Here is a 17,394-nt window from a genome sequence, read left to right as displayed (position 1 = left end):
CCCGGCGCAGCGAGCTTCGTCGTCGTGCGGCTGTCGGACGTTGCCGCAGCAAGGTCCTGCACGGTCGTCGTTGTTCCGGCGCTGCGCGGCCCGTTGCCGCCAACGATGGCGATCACGGCGAGGCCGCCGGTGAGCAGTGCGAACGTTGCGTTGAGTTTCATCGGGTCGACATCCTGTCTGACGGTGGGCTGATTCCAGGCATCGGTGCTCGCTTTCACGACATTAGCAAGGCGCTGATTCCTCGCCCAGCACGACGGAAACACGTCCTGGGCACGCGATCACACTGGAACGGCGCGGCTGACCAGCATCAATCCCATCCGCTGCCGCCCTTGCCGCGCGCGGCGCGCGTCATCAGAATTTTTCCATCGCATTCATGCCCATGACGATGATGGAGGGATGGCGGTGGCGACGAAGAAGAAGCCGGTGGTCACGAATGTCTGGGACGATGCCACCCTCGAGCCGCAGCGGCTGATCGGTGATCCGGAGGCGGACGCCGTGATCGCCGATCTCGCGGCAAGCGGCAGCATCAAGGCGGTCAATCAGCTGATGAAGCGGCTGGTCGAGAACGACGGCATTCCGCCGGACGGACTGCCGGCGTCGGTCCGGCAGTTTCTCGATCAGAGCGCGGTGCTGCCGGCCTGGGCCGATCGCCGCAAGATCAAGCGCGGCGAGCAGCTGTTCTGGCGACATGGCCCGCAGATGATCGTCAACCTGTTCTGCCATTCGCTGCCGTTCTGCTACGCGGCGCGGAAGGGCGTGCAGGTGCTGGCGCTGACCAGCCGGCTGTACACGAATCCGACGCGGCGGATCATCGAGACCGCGCAGATGATCGTCGACGTGATGCAGCCCGGCGGGCTCGGCAGGAACGGCGCCGGCATCCGCAGTTGCCAGAAGGTGCGCCTGATGCATGCCGGCGTGCGGCACCAGATCGCCGTGCACGGCCCGTGGGACCCGACGTTCGGCACGCCGATCAATCAGGAAGACCTCGGGGCGACGATGCTGTCGTTCTCGTGGGCGATCATCGATGGCCTGCGCCGCATGGGACACGACGTTTCCGATGCCGATGCCGAGGCCTATCTGCATTGCTGGAAGGTGATCGGCCACATTCTCGGTGTCGACGCCACGATGATGCCGACGAACTACGCCGATGCCGAAGCGATGGCGCGGGCGATCCAGCAGCGACAGTACGCGGCCTGTCCGGAAGGCAGGCTGATGACCCGCGCGCTGATCGAGATGATGCAGCACCACATCCCCGGCACGCTGTTCGACCGCGTGCCGGAAATCCTGGTCCGGTTCTACATCGGCGCCGAGTACGCCGATCTGCTCGGCGTGAAGCGCACGCTGCTCGGCACCGCCGTGCTGCGGCCGCTGAAGCTGATCAATCCATTGCTCGACGAGGCGGAGGATGCCTCGTTCGTGCTGCAGCACCTCGGCGCGATGTTCAGCCGCCGCCTGATCGAAGGCCTGCTGTTCGCCAGCCGCGGGGGGCAGCGGGCGCCGTTCTCGATCCCGACCGAGTTGCGCCAGACTTGGGGTGTGAACTGGACACCGTGAGCGGCAGCGCCCGCGCGTGCTGTCCGCGACCGTCGGCGCGACCTCGATCCCGGCATCGCGATGCCGGGGCAGCCGCCCTCGGCGTTACAGCAGGGCGCACAGGTTCGGCGGCAGCGGCCGCTCGCTGCGCAGTGCCACGGTGCGCGTGATCACGTCGCCCGGCGCGGCGTTCGCGGCAGTGCCGAGCGTCAGCACGACGTCGCGGTCGCATTGCGGGACATTGGCTGGCAGGCGCGTCTGCACGCGGATCGTCTGATGGGTCTGGCCCGACTGGAACACCACGCGATCGAGCGGCGTGGTGCTGAACTGCGGAATCAGGCTGCGACGGCTGGTCGTGGCGGTGTACGGCACCGAGACGATGGCCGACGACGGTTCCGTCAGCGTCACTTCGACATCGACGAACGCGCCGATCGTCGGCACGCCGGGTGACGGCGCCGGCGCCGGCGGCGCGGTGCTGTCGAGATCGAAGCCGTACTTCGTCAGCAGGCGATAGACCGAGCCGCGGTTCCACATGCCGCCACGCAGCGTCGTGCCGTAGTACGTGCCGTCCGGTGCAGCGGTCAGCTCGGTGCTGGCATTGGCGCCGATGGGGCTGTCGAAATGGTGCAGCACAGTGAACTCGCCGCTGCGCGTCACCTTGTAGACGACGCCGCGCTGGTTGCGGCCGCCGATGACCGTGGTGCCGTACAGGGCGTTGTCCGCGCCTTCGAGCAGGCGCGCGCGCGGTGCGGTGCCGTTCGGGTCCTGCACGTTCGGCAGGTTGTCGTCGATGAACGCGTGCAGCATCTGGAAGCCGCCGGCCGTGCTCAGTTGATAGACGACCCCGCCACCGCGCGGACCGCCGCTGCTGGTGGTGCCGTAGAAATGGCCATCGCGGCCGAGCGTCAGGCCGGATTCCGGGCTGATGCCGGTCAGCAGATCGAACGCATGCACGGTGCTCAGGCTGCCGCCCGGCGTGATCCGGAAGACCGAGCCGCCGGCCTGGCCGCCAAAGAGCAAGGTGGTGCCGTAGTAGCTGCCATTCGGACCCTGCACCAGCGCGCTGGTGGGAATGCCGCTGCCGGCCGCGAACGCGTGCAGCACGGTGAACCCGCCGGCCGGCGTCAGCCGGAACACGGTGCCGGCATCGTCGGCGCCGCCGAAGCGCGTGGTGCCGTAGAAGTTGCCGTCGCTGCCGAGCACGAGCGCTTCCGACGGGAAGCGGCCGTCGGTGCCGGAGCCGGAAAACTGTTGCAGGACCGAGGTCTGGCCGCTCACCGTGATGCGATAGACGGTGCCGCGGTCGTCATCGCGATTGCTGCCGCTGGTGACGCCGTAGAACGCGCCATCCGGCCCGCGGATCAGGCTGGACGACGGGAAGATGCCGCCCGCGCCCGGCGCGAAGACGTGCAGCAGCGAAAACGCGCCGGCCGCCGAGATGCGGTACGCGGTACCGGTGCCGGCGAAGAGCGGGTTGCTGCTGCCGCCGAGTTCGGTGACGCCGTAGTACGCGCCATCGCTGTCGCGCAGCACGCCGCCGGACGGATCGGTGCCGAGATCGGCGCGATTGAAGGCATGGATCAACTGGCCGGCGAGCGGATCGCTGGCCTGAGCCGCACTGCAGGCCAGCGCAAGGCTGGCGCTGGTCAGGATGCAGCGGGCGATGTTCTGCAGCGCGCTTGCCGGTTCCGAGTTCATGACGACTCCCTGTTGATTGTGGCGACGATCCCTGCCGCTGGACACGCGGTTCGCGGCGCGCATGGCCGCAGCCAGTCCAGGCGCAATGGCGTGGACGCCGGCATCGCGTTTCTGTTCTGGGATGCTGCGTGGGAGGCTGCCGGAAGCGCGGACCATGGCGCCGCCTGCCTGCAACCCGGCGGCACTGTGCCGGGTCGACGCGGTTCCGGGTGTTGATCCGGAACCGGATTGCCGTGGTGTTTTTAGCTTACGGCGATGCCCTACTTCGGGGCTTCGGCGGGCTCGCTCGCCGGAGCCAGCGGCGTCACCTGCGGGTTGCTGGTCGGCGCGTCGATCGGCTCGTCCGGCGGCAGTTCGAAGCCCTCGAGCGGCGGATTGCCGTCGTGGATCAGGTTCCAGCGCTGCTGCAGATAGGCCGTGCGCACGAACAGGTAGCGGTCGAACTGCTGCTGCAGGATGCCGTCCGCCGCGAGAAAGTTGGCGCGGGTATTGACCAGATTCACCGCGTTGGCGCTGATCGAATACACGTCGTAGCGCCCGGGCAGGTAGAACGACGGATTGACGAAGCTGTCGCCGGCGAAGCCGACCAGATCGCGGTTCGTGCTCGGGCCGAGCAGCGGCAGCATCAGATACCAGCCTTCGCCGACGCCCCAGTAGCCGAGCGTCTGGCCGAGGCCTTCCTCATGCTTTTCCAGGCCGACTTCGGTCGCCACGTCGACGAAGCCGGCGAGACCGGCCGTCGAATTCAGCAGCAGACGACCGAGATTCTTGCCGGCCTGCACGAACTTGGCCTGCAGGATCGCGTTGACGATGTTGCGCGGTTCCTGAAGGTTGTCGAAGAAATTGGTGATGCCTTGCCGTGCCGGTGCGGGCGTGATGTCGGCGTAGACCTTCGCCACCGGACGCAAGGCGTACTTGTCGGCGGTTTCGTTGAACTTGAAGACAGCGCGGTTGACCGGCTCCAGCGGGTCGGCCGGATCGTCGGCGGGGCGATGGGCGCAGCCGGCCACGGCCAGCGTGGCGATCAGCAGCGAAATTCCCACAAGTCTCATGTCACGCTCCCTGAATGCTCGTTGCCATGGCATGGCCACCCCCAAACGCAGTGCCGACGCGTTCGCACCCGGCTCGTGAAAAGCGCGGGCCCGTCCGGGCCGGCCGGCCGGCGTGGTCAGCGATCAAACCCCAGTATCGCCTGCAGACCGAAGAAGCGCGCCAGATCGATGACCTGATCCGGTGCGCCCTGCAGCTTCAGCACGGCCCCGCGCGCCTTGGCGCGGCGCGTCAGTTCCAGCAGCAGCGCCAGCCCCGCGGAGTCTGCCCGCGTGACGCGGCTCAAGTCGAGCGTGTCGTTCGCCGACAGCGCCGCCGCCTGCGCCAGCCACTGCGGCACGCGGGCAAAGCTCAGCTCGCCTTCGAGCACGGCGGCGCCTGCCATGGCCGTCACTTGCCGCCGGTGTTGGTCGCGGTGTCGACGAAATCGCCCTTTTCCATCCGCACGATGACGTTCTCGAGGCCGTTCTTCTTGATCTCGGCATTGAGCTGCGTGCGGAAGTTGGTGATCAGCGACAGGTTCTCGACGACGATGTCGAACACCTTCCAGTCATCCGCCACCTTGCGAACGCGGAAGCCGATGGCGTAAGCCTTGCCGCTGCCGGACTTCATGCTGGTGTTGACCAGCGCGGTCTTGCCGTCATCCGACGGGCGCACCGGCAGCCACTCGATCTGGATCGAGTCGTAGTTGTCGAGCATGGCGTTGGCGTAGGCGCGCACCAGCATGTTCTTGAACGAGTTGGCGAAGCGCGTGCGCTGATCCGGCGTCGCCGCCGCATAGTTCGTCGCCAGCACCAGCTGCGCGATGTACGGCACGTCGAAGCGCGGCACGACGACCTGATCGACCACGCCGTAGAACTTGTTCAGATCGGCGCGATAGTCCTTGTAGTTGGCCTGGATCTGCTTCTGGATCTGCTCGGTCGTGCCGCGCAGCGCCTGATCCGGCGTGGTGGCAGCCGTGGCCGTGGCGTTGACGCCGACGGCGAGGACCAGCAGGGCAAACAATCGTTTCAGCATGAGCGTCTCTCCTTGTTCGGACGCGCGGGGGCGGGTCCTTTAGTTCGGGATTGCGTTGGCGTCAGGGCGTCGCCGCGGCTGGCGCCGCCGCGGGTTCGGCCGCCTTCGCGGCAGCCGGTTCCTTCTGCGTGAACGAGGTCAGGAACTGGCCGATCAGGTTTTCGAGCACCAGCGCGGACTGGGTGAACTGAATTTCGCTGCCATCCTTCAGCGGCTCCGGATCGCCGCCCGGCTCGATGCCCAGATACTGTTCGCCGAGCAGGCCGGCGGTCAGGATCTTGACGTTGGAGTCGGCCGGAATGTTGTTCCGCGCGCCGTCGATTTCCATCGTCACCACCGCCTGGAACGTCTGCGGGTCGATGGTCACGCTGCGCACGCGGCCGATGCGGACACCCGACAGTTTCACCGACGAACCGGTGCCGAGCGAGCCGGTGTTCTCGAACTTCGCCGTCACCCGGTAGCTGGTGCCGCTGTCGCCGACCTTGTCGAGGCTGGCGACGCGGAACGTCAGGATGAACACCGCGGCGATGCCGAGGCTGACGAACAATCCGACCAGCAGTTCTAGACTTCTCGTTTGCATGATATTTCCAGTCTGGGCACAGACGGCTTAATGGAACATGAAGGCGGTCAGCACGAAATCGAGCGCCAGGATCGCCAGCGACGACACCACCACGGTCGAGGTCGTGGCGCGCGACACGCCTTCGGACGTCGGCGCGGCGTGATAGCCCTGGTAGACCGCGATCCAGCTGATCGCCAGCCCGAACACGGTGGCCTTGATCAGCATGTCGCGGATGTCGGCGCCATGCATGGCCTGGTGGATCTGCGACCAGTACGAGCCGGCATCCACACCGAGCAGTTCGACACCGACGGCATGGCCGCCGGCGACGCCGATCGACATCATCGCGAAGATCGACGCCAGCAGCGGCATGGCGATGATGCCGGCGATGAAGCGCGGCGCGATCACCCGCTTGATCGGATCGACCGCCATCATTTCCATGCCGGACAACTGGTCGGTCGCCTTCATCAGGCCGATTTCCGCGGCGAGCGCGGAGCCGGCGCGGCCGGCGAACAGCAGCGCCGTAACCACCGGGCCCAGCTCGCGGACGATCGACAGCGCCACCAGCACGCCGAGGCTCGATGCCGCGCCGAAGTTCACCAGGGTGCGATAGCCCTGCAGCGCCAGCACCATGCCGATGAAGCTGCCGGACACCACGATGATGATCAACGACAGCACGCCGACCGAGTAGACCTGCTGGAACACCAGCCGCGGTCGCAGCAGCGCCGCCGGAATGCCGGCCAGAATCGTCAGCAGGAACAGCGTGGCGCGACCGAGACCGCGCAGGCTGTCGAACAGCGGCGACAGAACGTTCATTCGCGGCCCGCCATCAGATCGTCGGCATAGCGGCGTGCCGCCTTGTAGTGGAACGACACCGGGCCATCGGCCTCGCCGCTGAGGAACTGCCGCACGAGATCGGATTTCGACTGCTGCACCTCGGCCGGCGTGCCGTGATCGAGCACCTTGCCGCCGGACAGCACGTAGACGTAATCGGCGATCCGCATCACGTCCTCGACGTCATGCGTGACGATCACCGAGGTCAGGTTCAGCGAGCGGTTCAGGCCCTGGATCAGGCGGATCAAGACACCCATCGAGATCGGGTCCTGACCGGTGAACGGCTCGTCGTACATGATCATGTCCGGCTCCAGCGCGATCGCGCGGGCCAGTGCCACGCGCCGCGCCATGCCGCCGGAAATCTCGCTTGGGTAGAGCTTGGCCGCGCCGCGCAGGCCAACCGCTTCGAGCTTCATCAGCACCAGATCGCGGATCATCGACTCCGGAAACGCCGTGTGCTCGCGCAGCGGAAACGCCACGTTCTCGAAAACCGTGAGATCGGTCAGCAAGGCGCCGCTCTGGAACAGCAGGCCCATGCGTTTGCGCAGGTCGAACAGGGGCTTGCGCGACAGGCTGTGGACGTTGATGCCGTCGAACTCGATCGTGCCGGCGTCCGGTTTCCACTGGCCGCCGATCAGGCGCAGCAGGGTGGTCTTGCCGGTGCCGCTCGGGCCGAGGATGGCGGTGATCTTGCCGCGGACGATGTCGAGATCGATGCCGTCGTAGATCACTTTCGGACCGAACGCGAAGTGCATCGACCGGATGCGGACCAGCGGGTCGGTGGCGGCGGTTGTCATCGGATCGATCGGGGGCGGATGGGACGAGGACAGCCGCGAACTATACGCGATGCCCTGTCGCTTGGAGGCTCCGAATCCGGAATCGTTCCTCTGTCGTTCGGGGGATCGGCCGGCGCGCCGAAGCCGCTGTTCAGAGATGTGCGGTCAGCTGCCGGATGAGCGACTGCTGCACGATTGCGACGCCATCCGGCCCGCGCAGCGCCGCCAGCGGAGCCGCGGCGGCTCCATCGATCAGCTCGCAGACCTGCGTCATCCGCATGTTGATCAGGCCACAGGGATTGATCCGCGAGAACGGTTCCAGATCCATCGCCACGTTCAGCGACAGGCCGTGATAGCTGCAGCCGCGGCTGACGCGCAGGCCGAGCGAGCCGATCTTGCGCGGTGGCGCGTCCGGCCGCGGATCGTCCGCGAATGGTCCGCTGACGTACACGCCCGGCGCGTCGGCGCGGGCCGCGGCGGCAATTCCGAATTCGGCCAGGGTCGCGATCATCGCGTTTTCCAGCCGCGTGACCAGCGCGCGGATGCCGTAGCCGCGCCGCGCGATGTCGACCAGCACGTAGATCACGACCTGCCCGGGACCGTGGTATGTCACCTGACCGCCGCGATTGCTCTGCACGATCGGGATATCACCGGGTGCCAGCACATGCTCCGCCTTGCCGGCCTGACCCTGCGTGAACACCGGCGGATGTTCGACCAGCCACAGCTCATCTTCGGCGTCCGACGCGCGCGCGGCGGTGAAGGCGCGCATCGCGTCGTAGGTTTCGGTGTAGTCGCGGGTGCCGAGGGAGCGAATCAGCATGGATGACGCGGGCAGGGCATCGCGCCGCAGCGGCGCCGGGCGTGATCTTCTCAGATCGGCCAGGGCAGAAAGGCCTTCATTCGCGGGTCGCGCGCCTCGAAGCGGACGCGACGCTGACCATCGACCTGCATCGGCGCGCCGGTGTACGGATCGGCAAAGCGGGCATCGGCAGTCTGCACGAAGGCGGCGACGGCCGCGGCATCGGCCGGTGGCTGCGGCAGCCGCGCCATCGCCAGTTGCAGGCCGACGATGCGGTTCAGGCCGTCGAGGTCACACAGACGCTTCGCATAGTCGCCATAGCCGGGCGCGCCGACGTCGGCAATCGTGTTGCCGACCGGGTTGTAAAGGCGTTCTGCGAAGCTGAACTCGGCTTCTGGGGCTGAATCGGCCGCACTCTGCGCGCAGTTGCGCGTGGCGGCGATGTCCGTTTGTACACGGCGAAAGCGACGGTTCAGCGTGGCGTTCGGCAGCGTGAAGTAGCGCGCAATGACATTGCGGATGCCGGCCAGCTTCGACGGTTCGCCGTCCTCGTCGATCGCGAGTGACGCGGCGGGTGCGGCAAGGGTCGCGATCAACGCGGCGTTGAAGTAGTCGAACTCGCGGTCGATGGCCGATACCAGCGATACCGCTGCTTGCGGCAGCGGCGCCAGTGCTGGTTCCAGCATCGCCACTTCATCCGGCGACAGCGCCTGCGTGCGCAGCACTGTTGCTGCCAGCAGCAGACTGTCGCGATAGCCGGCAGCGGCGACGAACTTGTCGATCAGATAGGCGTCGGTCGACGCCAGAAAGTGCCGCCAGAACTGCAGATCAGCCGCGAGATTGGCGACGGCCGCCGCCCGATCGCCGCGGACCCATTGCAGCGCGATCTCGGTTCGGGCCAGCGCATGGCCGGTGCTGACTTCCGACGATGGAAGCCAAGGATCGGCCCACGAGATCGGCGCATCGGCGGCAAAGGTCGAATAGCGCTGCAAGGCATGGAAGCGGCGCAGCCATTCGGCGTTGTCGGTCAGCAGTTGCTCGACGGCATCGCGGTGGGCCGCCACCGTCGACAGGCAGGTTGGGTCGCTGAGGGCATCGCGGGGGCACAGCAGTGTGCGGTCGCCGATCAGGCGCAGCGTCCGTTCGTCGCCCGTCACGTCGTACGCGTGCTGGCGCGCGTCGTTGTCCGCAGCGACACGACGGATCGCTCGCTTGCGCACGCCGATGCGCCAGAACGCCTCGTTTTCAGCCACATCAGCGCTGACGATCGGGAAGCCGATCAGCGCGTTCAGCAGATTGTCGGCTTCCGCAACCTGCGGCGCTGGCCGTGCCAGCAGCGCCTTGACTTCAGGCGCCAGCGGCTCGTCAAACGCGTTTGCCAATACCACCGCGGCCGCGCCGACGGCAGCGGCGCCGGTGATCCAGCCAGTGACTTTCAGGGTCTTGCGGATCAACGACATTCGAGCCTCCTGTCCGTGGAAATGCGAACGACGGATTTAATCTACCGCAACGGAATATCGGTCGATTCAGCATCGGCGCGCTGGAGACCCGCATCACACCAGCCGGATCGGTCTCTGATAGCGGGCCACGACGGCATCTTGAGTCAGCAGCAGGTTCACCGCCCGTGCGCTCGCGCAGACCCCGAACAGCGGTTCGATCTCCGCCTCACCCATGCAGGCGAAGTCATCCGGAACGGCGGTCTGCCCGGCCATGAATCCGTGGCGTCGGCGCGCCGCCGGGACGGGTCACGGCCAGAACCAGTAGCCGGCTGCGACGAGCACCGCGAGACCGAGCAAGGCGATCAGCATGGCGTCTGCGTCGCCCATCTTGTGCGGTTCCGCAATCCCGACAGTGGGCCAGCGGCCGAGCGTGACGATCCGAAGCACCAGCCAGCCGGTGCCCCAGCAGATCGTTTCGAAGATCAAATCGTGGGCGGCCCACCACAGGCCCCGCACGAGCAGCACGATCAGCCGCAACAGCGGCCGAATCAGGGAATCGAGGAGATCGATGACGTCGTCCATGACGGCCTCCGTGCTGCGGAGAAGCTACAAGGCCAGCAGCACGCCGGGATCGGCCATCACCGCCTTGATCACGCGGTTGGCGTGATCGGCGTCTTCGGCGACGAAGTTCAGGGTCAGCGCCAGATACTTGCCGGTGCTCGACAGCCGGCGCGACGTGGTGATCACCGCACCGACGGCGAGCTGCTCGTGTGCCAGCTTGGCGATGCGCGCGGCCGCTTCCTCGTCCGGGCGGATGAAGACCTTCAGCGGGAACTCGCAGGGGTAGACGAGTCCCGCTGGCGCGGCCGGGGTTTCGGGTTGCGGCGCGGCGTCGTTCATCGACGAATCTCGATCAGCAGTATCGAAAGCAGGGACTGGCGAAGCCGTGATCGAGCAGCGAGCCGGGCTCAGAAGCCGAGCCAGAGCTTGATCTGGTCGATCAGGCGACGCCAGAAGCCGCCGCTCGGAACATCGGTCAGCGCGACCAGATCGATCGTCTTCAGCGGCTTGCCGTCGATCGAGATCGTGGCCGTGCCGAGCTTCTGGCCGGCGGTCAGCGGGGCGATCGCGCGCGGGTCGATCTGCTGCTGGATCTGCAGCGATTCCTTCGCACCACGCGGCAAGGTCAGCTTCAGCGGTTCCAGCGTGCCGATCTGCACCGTGTCGGCCGTGCCCTTGTAGACCTTCAGACTGCCGACCGGCGCGGTGGCGCCGAACAGGCTGGCAGTCTCGAAGAAGCGAAAGCCGTAGTTCAGCAATTCCAGGCTCGCCTGTTCGCGATAGGCCCAGCTCGGCGCGCCCATCACGGCCGAGATCAGGCGGCGGCCATCCCGCACCGACGACGACAGCAGGCAGTAGCCGGCGGCACTGGTGTGGCCGGTCTTGATGCCGTCGACCGTCGGGTCCTTGATCAGCAGGCCGTTGCGGTTTTCCTGCGCGTGCTCGATGCCGTACTTGAACGAGCGCTCGGCGTAGATCTTGTAGAACTCCGGGAAGTCGCGGATCAGCGCGCGGCCGAGAATCGCCAGATCGTGCGCGGTGGTGTAGTGCTCCGCATTCGGCAGGCCGCTGGCATCGACGAAATGGCTGTTGACCATGCCGAGCTTCTTCGCGGTTTCGTTCATCAGGTCGGCGAAGGCGTCCTCGCTGCCGGCCAGATGTTCGGCCAGCACGATCGAGGCGTCGTTGCCGGAGACGATGATGATGCCGCGCAGCAGGTCCTCGATCTTCACGCGGCTGCCCAAGGTCAGGAACATGCGCGATTCGCTCGAATCCTTGCCCTGGCGCCAGGCCTTTTCGCTGACCAGCGCGGTGTCGTCGAGCTTCAGGCGGCCTTTCCGGATCTCGTCGAATGCGACATAGGTCGTCATCACCTTGGTGATGCTCGCCGGCTCGACGCGGCCGTCCGGGTTGTTGCCGGCCAGCAGTTCGCCGCTGTCGTAATCGAGCAGTGCGAAGGCCTTGGCGTCGATCGTCGGCGCGGCGGGAATGGTGGCGGCCGAGACCGGCGTGGCAACGGGGGCGAGGACCGCAGCCACCGTGGCGGCAACGAGCAGCAGGTGGCGGAACGGGCGGCGGGCAGACACGGGGGAGACGTTCATCCGGGGGCTTTTCGGTTCTGGAATCGTATTTTGTTCAGGGGTTTGCGCAATTCCGTGCGCAATGCTTCAAGGCATCCGATGCGTGCGGCACGAAGGCTCGGCCTTCGCGACGACCTGCCGGGATGGTAACGCAGGGTGTTGTCTGACGCACTGCAGCAATGGTGCGGAACGCGACGCCGGTCACTCGAATACCGGCAGCGTCGGCGTGCCATCGGCCGTCATCCGGGCGCGGGTCTTTTCCAGCGTGCCGGTATTCGGGAACGGCCCGATCAGCACGCGGTAGACCCAGCGGCCGTTGCGCGATTCGCTCTTCATCACCAGCGGCTTGACCCCGGCCAGCGCCAGTTTCTCGCGGAAATTCGAGGCATTGCGGGAATCGCTGAAGACGCCGGCCTGCAGGAAGTGCGCGGGACGGTTGGCGACCGATACCGGACCGCCCGGGGGGCCGTTCGGCGACTCGACCGCCGGCACGGCGCGCGCTGGCGCGGTCGCCGGCTTGGCCGGAACTCTGGCGGGCGCTGGCGCAGTGTCGGCCACCAGCGTGTTGCCGCTCGGGTCGACCACTTCCAGTTCCACCTCGGCCGAGCCGTGATTGATGATGTCGAGCTTCAGCGCGGCGGCATACGACAGGTCGACGATGCGGCCGGGGTGGAACGGTCCGCGATCATTGATCTTCACGATCACGCTCTTGCCGTTGCTGGTGTTGGTGATCCGCGCGAACGACGGAATCGGCAGCAGCTTGTGCGCGGCAGTCATCGCGAACATGTCGTACTTGTCACCGCTGGACGTGCGCCGGCCGTGGAACTTCTTGCCGTACCACGAGGCGTGGCCGCGCTCCTTGAAGCCCGCCGCGTTCTGCAGGATTTCGTAGCGCACGCCGAACACCTCGTACGAATCCGGATTGCCGTACGGGCTGCGTTCGAGCGGCTGCGGCACGGCATCGGGAATCGACGCGAGATCCGGCGGAATCTCGTCGGCCTTCGGCGCGTAGTCCTTCTCGTCCGCCGGCGCGGGCTGCGCCTTGGCGACCGGCGGGCGCCGCTCGATCGGGTGTACGGTCGGCCGTTCGTACGGACGCTCGGGCACGGTCTCGATCGGCGCGCAGCCAGTCGCGATCGCGGCAACGGCGAGCAGGCCCGCGATGCGCAGGCGCGTCATTTCGTGCCGCTCGCGGCCAGCTGCGCGGCGTCGCCCGCCGCTTCCGCCGCGGCCTGCCGGGCCTGCTGCGTCTGGGCGTCGGCCAGCGCGTTCGCCAGCTGGGTCACGGCCATGGCGTAGAACACGCGCGGGTTGTAGGTCTGGATCGCGTAGAAGTTGGGCAAGGCCACCCAGTACTCGCGGCTGCTGCCGCGGCGCAGTTCGATCAGCCCAGCCGGGGTCGCATCGGGCAGCGCGACGGTCGGGGTGACGCCGACGCCGCGCAGCACGCCGACATTCTGGTCGGCGACCTTGCCGTTGCGTGGCACCGAATCCGCCGGCGCGGCGGCGACCGTGGCCGGCACCACCAGCGGCTCGCCCCGACGGAACGCCCGCTTCGGGTCATAGCGCACAAGGTACTGCGCGATGCTGCCGATGGCATCCGGCGCGCTCCACAGATCGCGCGTGCCGTTGCCGTCGTAGTCCAGCGCCAGCCAGCGGTAGTTGCTCGGCATGAACTGGGCGTTGCCCATCGCGCCGGCATACGAGCCGAGCAGGTCGACCGGATTGCGCGCGGCATCACGGGTGAAAGCGAAGAACTCGGTCAGCTCGGAAAAGAAGAACGGCGCGCGGCGCGGATGATCGAAGCCCTGCGTCGCCAGCGCATCGAGCACGCGGAACTTGCCGGTATAGGTGCCGTACTTGGTCTCCACACCGAGGATCGCGGCGATCACGGTCGGTGGCACGCCGAATTCGGCTTCCGCCCGCGCGAACCAGGCCGCGTTGTCGTTCAGGTACTTGAGGCCGTTGTCGATGTTGCGCGGGTTGACGTGGATCGGCCGGTAGTCGTCCCAGTCCGGCAGCGCCGGCTTGGCATCGGGCTCCGCCGCCTTGCCGCCGGATTCCTTGTTCTTGAGTTCCTTCTCGATCAGCTTCGGCAGCTTCTGCGCTTCGCGCAGCGCGGTCTTGACCGAGTCCAACTCCGGCGGTGAAAAGCCGTAGTCCTCGCGCAGGGTGTCGAGCAGCAACTGCGCCTTCGGGTGCTTCGAGTAGTCGGCCGAGGCCGGGCCGATGGCCAGCGTCGACAGCACGGCAAGGCCGGCAAGCAGTGGTCTGTTCATGGATTCCTTTCTGTTCCGCGTCAGCTCGACAGCAGCTTGCGGTGGGTATAGACCGACATCAGCATGCCGAAACCGGCCAGCAGGGTCACGGCCGAGGTGCCGCCGAAGCTGACCAGCGGCAGCGGCACGCCCACCACCGGCAGCAGGCCGATGACCATGCCCATGTTGATGAAGACATAGACGAAGAAGGTCATCGCGAGGCTGCCGGCGAGCAGCCGCTGGAAGCTGTCCTGGCCTCTGAGCGCGATGTACAGGCCGCGACCGACGATGGCGGCATACAGCGCCATCAGTGCCGCGACGCCGAGGAGGCCGAGTTCCTCGGAGAACACGGCGAAGATGAAGTCGGTATGCGATTCCGGCAGGAAGTCGAGCTTGGCCTGGGTGCCGGCCAGCCAGCCCTTGCCGAACAGGCCGCCGGAGCCGATCGCGATCTTGCTCTGGGTGATGTGATAACCGGTGCCGAGCGGATCGCGTTCCGGATCGAGGAAGGTCAGCACGCGGTTGCGCTGGTAGTCGTGCAGCTTGAACCACAGCAGTGGCGCGGCAGCGGTGGCGGCGGCGATGACGGCAAGAATCCAGCGGATGCCGAGGCCGCCGAAGTACAGCGCCAGCACGCCGGCGGCGAGCACCAGCATTGCGGTGCCGAGGTCCGGCTGGATCGCGATCAGCATCGTCGGCACGCCGATGATCGCGAGCGTGACGATGATCGTCGGCAGCTTCGGGGGCAGCGTGCGCGTGTGCAGCCACGCGGCGACGGCCATCGGCATCGCCAGCTTCATGATTTCCGATGGCTGGAAGCGGAACACGCCGAGGTCCAGCCAGCGCTGCGCGCCCTTGGCGTGATCGCCGAGCACCAGCGTGGCGACCAGCATGAGCACGCCGAACGCGTACAGCCACGGCGCGGCCATCCGGTAGAACTCCGGCGGCGCCTGCGCGGCGATGATCATCACGGTGAAACCGAGCGCCAGACGCTCCGCCTGATTGATCACCACCGACATCTGGTGACCGCTGGCCGAGTACTGCACCAGCAGGCCGACGATGCCCAGCATCAGCAGCAGCAGGCCCAGCCAGAGGTCGAAATGCCAGCGCGACAGCAGTTCGGTCCAGCCGACGGACTGCGCCGGGGCACGGCTGATCACCGAGGTATTCATGCGGATTCCGGACGCGGCATCGGGCCGCCGTGATTCAGGGCGAGGGTCATCGCGTGCTCGGTGGCGTCGGTGTTTCCGTTGGCGCGTCTTCCGGCGGTGGCGCTTCGCCTTCCTCGCCGCCATCGAGCGCCGGATCGCTGCCGTCGTCCGGCGGCGCGGCCGCTGCTGCCGCGGCGGCCGCGGCGTCGGCACCGAACAGCACCTTGCCGAGCAGGTACTGGTCCATCACCTGCCGGGCGACCGGGGCGGCGACCGAACCGCCGTGGCCCGCGTGTTCCGCGATCACGGCGATCGCGATGCGCGGCGCATCGACCGGCGCGAACGCGACGAACAGCGCGTGGTCGCGCAGGTGCTTCGGCGTCGAGTCGAAGGTCGGCGCCACGTTCTCGTCCTGCTTGAGGCCCGCCACCTGCGCCGTGCCGGTCTTGCCGGCGGACGAGTACGGCGCGTCCTGGAACACGCGGTAGGCGGTGCCGCCGGGGAACATCGTCACCAGTTGCATGGCGTGGATCACGCGCTCCTGCAGCTCCGCGCTCTGGCCGGTCAGCGGCGGCAGCGGTTCGGGCGCGACCCCGGTGATCGCCCCGGTCGCCGGATCGGCAACGGCATGGACCATGTGCGGCTTGAAACCGGCGCCGCGCATCGCCAGCCGGGCGGTGGCCTGCGCCAGCTGCAGCGGCGTCGCCGTCAGCGCGCCCTGACCGATGCCGAGGTTCAGCGTCTCGCCCGGAAACCAGGCCTGCTTGTAGACGCGGCGCTTCCAGTCGCGCGACGGCAGCAGGCCGCTCTTCTCGTTCGGGATGTCGATGCCGGTCGGCTTGCCGTAGCCGAACTGGCCGAGGATCTCGTCGATGCGGTCGATGCCGAGGTTCATCGCCGCCTGATAGAAGTAGATGTCGCAGGACTTGGCGATGGCGGCATCGAGATCGACCGTGCCGTGGCCCTGACGCTTGTGGCAGCGGTACTTGCGCGAGCTGCCGGGCAGGGTCATCGCGCCGGAGCAGTAGACATGCGTGTCCGGCGTCACCTGATTGAAGTTCAGCGCGGCGGTGGCGATGAACGGCTTGATCGTCGACCCCGGCGGATAGGTGCCCAGCAGCGCGCGGTTGTACAGCGGCCGGCCCTGATCCTCGAGCAGGCCGCGGTAGCTCGCGGCATCGATGCCTTCGACGAACAGCTTCGGGTCATAGCCGGGTTTCGACACCAGCGCCAGCACCTCGCCGGTGCGCGGGTCGATCGCGACGACGGCGCCATCGAGCTCGCCGAGCGCCTTTTCGGCAACCAGCTGCAGCTGCGCGTCGAGCGCCAGGTACAGGTTCTGGCCGGAGCTGCCGGGGCGGGAGTCGAGTTCGCGCAGCGGCCGGCCGGCGGCGTTGGCCTCGACGATCTTCGCGCCCGGCACGCCGCGCAGCTGGTCCTCGTGGCTGCGCTCGACCCCGGCCTTGCCGATCTGCGACAGGCCCTGATAGTCGGCCTCGTCGAGCTTGGCGTAGTCGGCTTCGCTGATGCCGCCGACATAGCCGATGACATGTGCCGCGCTTTCGCCGAGCGGATAGTCGCGGACGAGGCCGGCGTTGACTTCCACGCCTTCGAATTCCCAGCGGTTCAGCTCGTAGCGGGCGACTTCTTCCGGGCTCAGGTTCGAGCGCAGGGTGACGCTGCGGTAGCGCGGCCCCTTGCGCATGCGGTCCTTGAACCGGCTGATGTCCTGATCGCTCAAGCGGATGTAGGCCTTGAGCCGGTTCAGCGTGTCGTCGAGGTTCTTGACCCGCTCGGGGGTGATGTCGAGCACGAAGCTCGGCAGGTTCTGCGCGATCAGCGCGCCGTTGCGGTCGTAGATCAGGCCGCGAATCGGCGCGATCGGCGTCAGCCGCATGCGGTTGTCGTCGGCCCGGGTCGAGTAGTAGTCGTGCCGGATCAGCTGCAGGTCGATCAGGCGCGCGGCGAGCGTGGCGATCAGCAGCAGGCAGAGCCCGGCCGCGAACACCACGCGGCCGGTGAACGTGCGCTTTTCCTCGTACAGGTTCTTGATCGCGTCATAACCGCTGCGCGAGCCGCCGAGCGCGCTCATGACCGGTTCCCGTCCGGCTTCCGGCTTCCGGCTGGGGTCGCGATGGCGCG

18 protein-coding genes are annotated in these 17,394 nt (G+C 67.3%); 1 reads left to right on the top strand and 17 read right to left on the bottom strand.

Annotated features, from left to right (window positions below):
- The first annotated feature begins 402 nt into the window (after positions 1–402).
- Positions 403–1,554: an oxygenase MpaB family protein gene (locus QZ951_RS12185; protein WP_293000939.1), complete on the top strand. Its 1,152-nt coding sequence runs from the start codon at positions 403–405 to the stop codon at positions 1,552–1,554.
- An 84-nt stretch (positions 1,555–1,638) separates the two neighbouring features.
- On the opposite strand, the gene QZ951_RS12180 is transcribed toward QZ951_RS12185, so the two are convergent.
- The 17 genes from QZ951_RS12180 to mrdA form a co-directional block, all read right to left on the bottom strand.
- A complete protein-coding gene (locus QZ951_RS12180; protein WP_293000938.1) occupies positions 1,639–3,231 on the bottom strand; it encodes a choice-of-anchor tandem repeat GloVer-containing protein in 1,593 nt (530 codons plus the stop codon).
- 260 nt (positions 3,232–3,491) lie between these two features.
- Positions 3,492–4,283 (bottom strand): VacJ family lipoprotein, encoded by a 792-nt coding sequence (locus tag QZ951_RS12175; RefSeq protein ID WP_293000937.1) that lies wholly within the window; start codon positions 4,281–4,283, stop codon positions 3,492–3,494.
- Positions 4,284–4,399: 116 nt separating this feature from the next.
- Positions 4,400–4,666: an STAS domain-containing protein gene (locus QZ951_RS12170; protein ID WP_293000936.1), complete on the bottom strand. Its 267-nt coding sequence runs from the start codon at positions 4,664–4,666 to the stop codon at positions 4,400–4,402.
- 5 nt (positions 4,667–4,671) lie between these two features.
- Positions 4,672–5,298 (bottom strand): phospholipid-binding protein MlaC, encoded by a 627-nt coding sequence (locus QZ951_RS12165; protein ID WP_293000935.1) that lies wholly within the window; start codon positions 5,296–5,298, stop codon positions 4,672–4,674.
- Between the two features lie 61 nt (positions 5,299–5,359).
- On the bottom strand, positions 5,360–5,878 hold the full coding sequence (mlaD, locus tag QZ951_RS12160) for an outer membrane lipid asymmetry maintenance protein MlaD (RefSeq protein WP_293000934.1): 519 nt from the start codon (positions 5,876–5,878) through the stop codon (positions 5,360–5,362).
- Between the two features lie 27 nt (positions 5,879–5,905).
- Positions 5,906–6,670, bottom strand: a complete 765-nt coding sequence (mlaE, locus tag QZ951_RS12155; protein WP_293000933.1) for a lipid asymmetry maintenance ABC transporter permease subunit MlaE — start codon at positions 6,668–6,670, stop codon at positions 5,906–5,908.
- Positions 6,667–7,485, bottom strand: coding sequence for an ABC transporter ATP-binding protein (locus QZ951_RS12150; protein WP_293000932.1), 819 nt, complete (start codon positions 7,483–7,485; stop codon positions 6,667–6,669). Before QZ951_RS12150 ends, mlaE begins: the two co-directional genes overlap by 4 nt.
- A gap of 130 nt (positions 7,486–7,615) precedes the next feature.
- Positions 7,616–8,284, bottom strand: a complete 669-nt coding sequence (gene lipB / locus QZ951_RS12145; RefSeq protein WP_366943891.1) for a lipoyl(octanoyl) transferase LipB — start codon at positions 8,282–8,284, stop codon at positions 7,616–7,618.
- 50 nt (positions 8,285–8,334) lie between these two features.
- Complete coding sequence (locus tag QZ951_RS12140; RefSeq protein WP_293000931.1) at positions 8,335–9,723, bottom strand: hypothetical protein; 1,389 nt, start codon at positions 9,721–9,723, stop codon at positions 8,335–8,337.
- Between the two features lie 93 nt (positions 9,724–9,816).
- A complete protein-coding gene (locus QZ951_RS12135) occupies positions 9,817–9,975 on the bottom strand; it encodes a hypothetical protein (protein ID WP_293000930.1) in 159 nt (52 codons plus the stop codon).
- A 33-nt stretch (positions 9,976–10,008) separates the two neighbouring features.
- Positions 10,009–10,284, bottom strand: coding sequence for a hypothetical protein (locus QZ951_RS12130; protein WP_293000929.1), 276 nt, complete (start codon positions 10,282–10,284; stop codon positions 10,009–10,011).
- A 24-nt stretch (positions 10,285–10,308) separates the two neighbouring features.
- Positions 10,309–10,602: a DUF493 domain-containing protein gene (locus QZ951_RS12125; protein ID WP_293000928.1), complete on the bottom strand. Its 294-nt coding sequence runs from the start codon at positions 10,600–10,602 to the stop codon at positions 10,309–10,311.
- Between the two features lie 68 nt (positions 10,603–10,670).
- On the bottom strand, positions 10,671–11,864 hold the full coding sequence (locus tag QZ951_RS12120; protein WP_293000926.1) for a D-alanyl-D-alanine carboxypeptidase family protein: 1,194 nt from the start codon (positions 11,862–11,864) through the stop codon (positions 10,671–10,673).
- A gap of 180 nt (positions 11,865–12,044) precedes the next feature.
- Positions 12,045–13,022, bottom strand: coding sequence for a septal ring lytic transglycosylase RlpA family protein (locus tag QZ951_RS12115; protein WP_293000924.1), 978 nt, complete (start codon positions 13,020–13,022; stop codon positions 12,045–12,047).
- Positions 13,019–14,122: a lytic murein transglycosylase gene (locus QZ951_RS12110; RefSeq protein ID WP_293000922.1), complete on the bottom strand. Its 1,104-nt coding sequence runs from the start codon at positions 14,120–14,122 to the stop codon at positions 13,019–13,021. The genes QZ951_RS12115 and QZ951_RS12110 overlap by 4 nt, the downstream gene beginning before the upstream one ends.
- A gap of 20 nt (positions 14,123–14,142) precedes the next feature.
- Entirely contained in the window at positions 14,143–15,273 is a 1,131-nt protein-coding gene (rodA, locus tag QZ951_RS12105) for a rod shape-determining protein RodA (protein ID WP_293000920.1), read from the bottom strand.
- A gap of 46 nt (positions 15,274–15,319) precedes the next feature.
- On the bottom strand, positions 15,320–17,344 hold the full coding sequence (gene mrdA, locus QZ951_RS12100) for a penicillin-binding protein 2 (RefSeq protein ID WP_293000919.1): 2,025 nt from the start codon (positions 17,342–17,344) through the stop codon (positions 15,320–15,322).
- Between the last annotated feature and the right edge of the window lie 50 nt (positions 17,345–17,394).

The sequence above is a fragment of the Nevskia sp. genome, assembly GCF_021732705.1.
Lineage (GTDB): Bacteria > Pseudomonadota > Gammaproteobacteria > Nevskiales > Nevskiaceae > Nevskia.
This window is presented reverse-complemented; position numbering and strand designations above follow the sequence as displayed.

Coding starts and splice junctions, on each gene's coding strand:
- QZ951_RS12120 (WP_293000926.1), bottom strand. CDS start 11,864: ATGAACGTCTCCCCCGTGTCTGCCCGCCGCCCGTTCCGCCACCTGCTG.
- QZ951_RS12135 (WP_293000930.1), bottom strand. CDS start 9,975: ATGGCCGGGCAGACCGCCGTTCCGGATGACTTCGCCTGCATGGGTGAG.
- QZ951_RS12150 (WP_293000932.1), bottom strand. CDS start 7,485: ATGACAACCGCCGCCACCGACCCGCTGGTCCGCATCCGGTCGATGCAC.
- QZ951_RS12110 (WP_293000922.1), bottom strand. CDS start 14,122: ATGAACAGACCACTGCTTGCCGGCCTTGCCGTGCTGTCGACGCTGGCC.
- QZ951_RS12140 (WP_293000931.1), bottom strand. CDS start 9,723: ATGTCGTTGATCCGCAAGACCCTGAAAGTCACTGGCTGGATCACCGGC.
- QZ951_RS12165 (WP_293000935.1), bottom strand. CDS start 5,298: ATGCTGAAACGATTGTTTGCCCTGCTGGTCCTCGCCGTCGGCGTCAAC.
- mlaE (WP_293000933.1), bottom strand. CDS start 6,670: ATGAACGTTCTGTCGCCGCTGTTCGACAGCCTGCGCGGTCTCGGTCGC.
- QZ951_RS12125 (WP_293000928.1), bottom strand. CDS start 10,602: ATGAACGACGCCGCGCCGCAACCCGAAACCCCGGCCGCGCCAGCGGGA.
- rodA (WP_293000920.1), bottom strand. CDS start 15,273: ATGAATACCTCGGTGATCAGCCGTGCCCCGGCGCAGTCCGTCGGCTGG.
- lipB (WP_366943891.1), bottom strand. CDS start 8,284: ATGCTGATTCGCTCCCTCGGCACCCGCGACTACACCGAAACCTACGAC.
- mrdA (WP_293000919.1), bottom strand. CDS start 17,344: ATGAGCGCGCTCGGCGGCTCGCGCAGCGGTTATGACGCGATCAAGAAC.
- QZ951_RS12170 (WP_293000936.1), bottom strand. CDS start 4,666: ATGGCAGGCGCCGCCGTGCTCGAAGGCGAGCTGAGCTTTGCCCGCGTG.
- QZ951_RS12115 (WP_293000924.1), bottom strand. CDS start 13,022: ATGACGCGCCTGCGCATCGCGGGCCTGCTCGCCGTTGCCGCGATCGCG.
- mlaD (WP_293000934.1), bottom strand. CDS start 5,878: ATGCAAACGAGAAGTCTAGAACTGCTGGTCGGATTGTTCGTCAGCCTC.
- QZ951_RS12130 (WP_293000929.1), bottom strand. CDS start 10,284: ATGGACGACGTCATCGATCTCCTCGATTCCCTGATTCGGCCGCTGTTG.
- QZ951_RS12180 (WP_293000938.1), bottom strand. CDS start 3,231: ATGAACTCGGAACCGGCAAGCGCGCTGCAGAACATCGCCCGCTGCATC.
- QZ951_RS12175 (WP_293000937.1), bottom strand. CDS start 4,283: ATGAGACTTGTGGGAATTTCGCTGCTGATCGCCACGCTGGCCGTGGCC.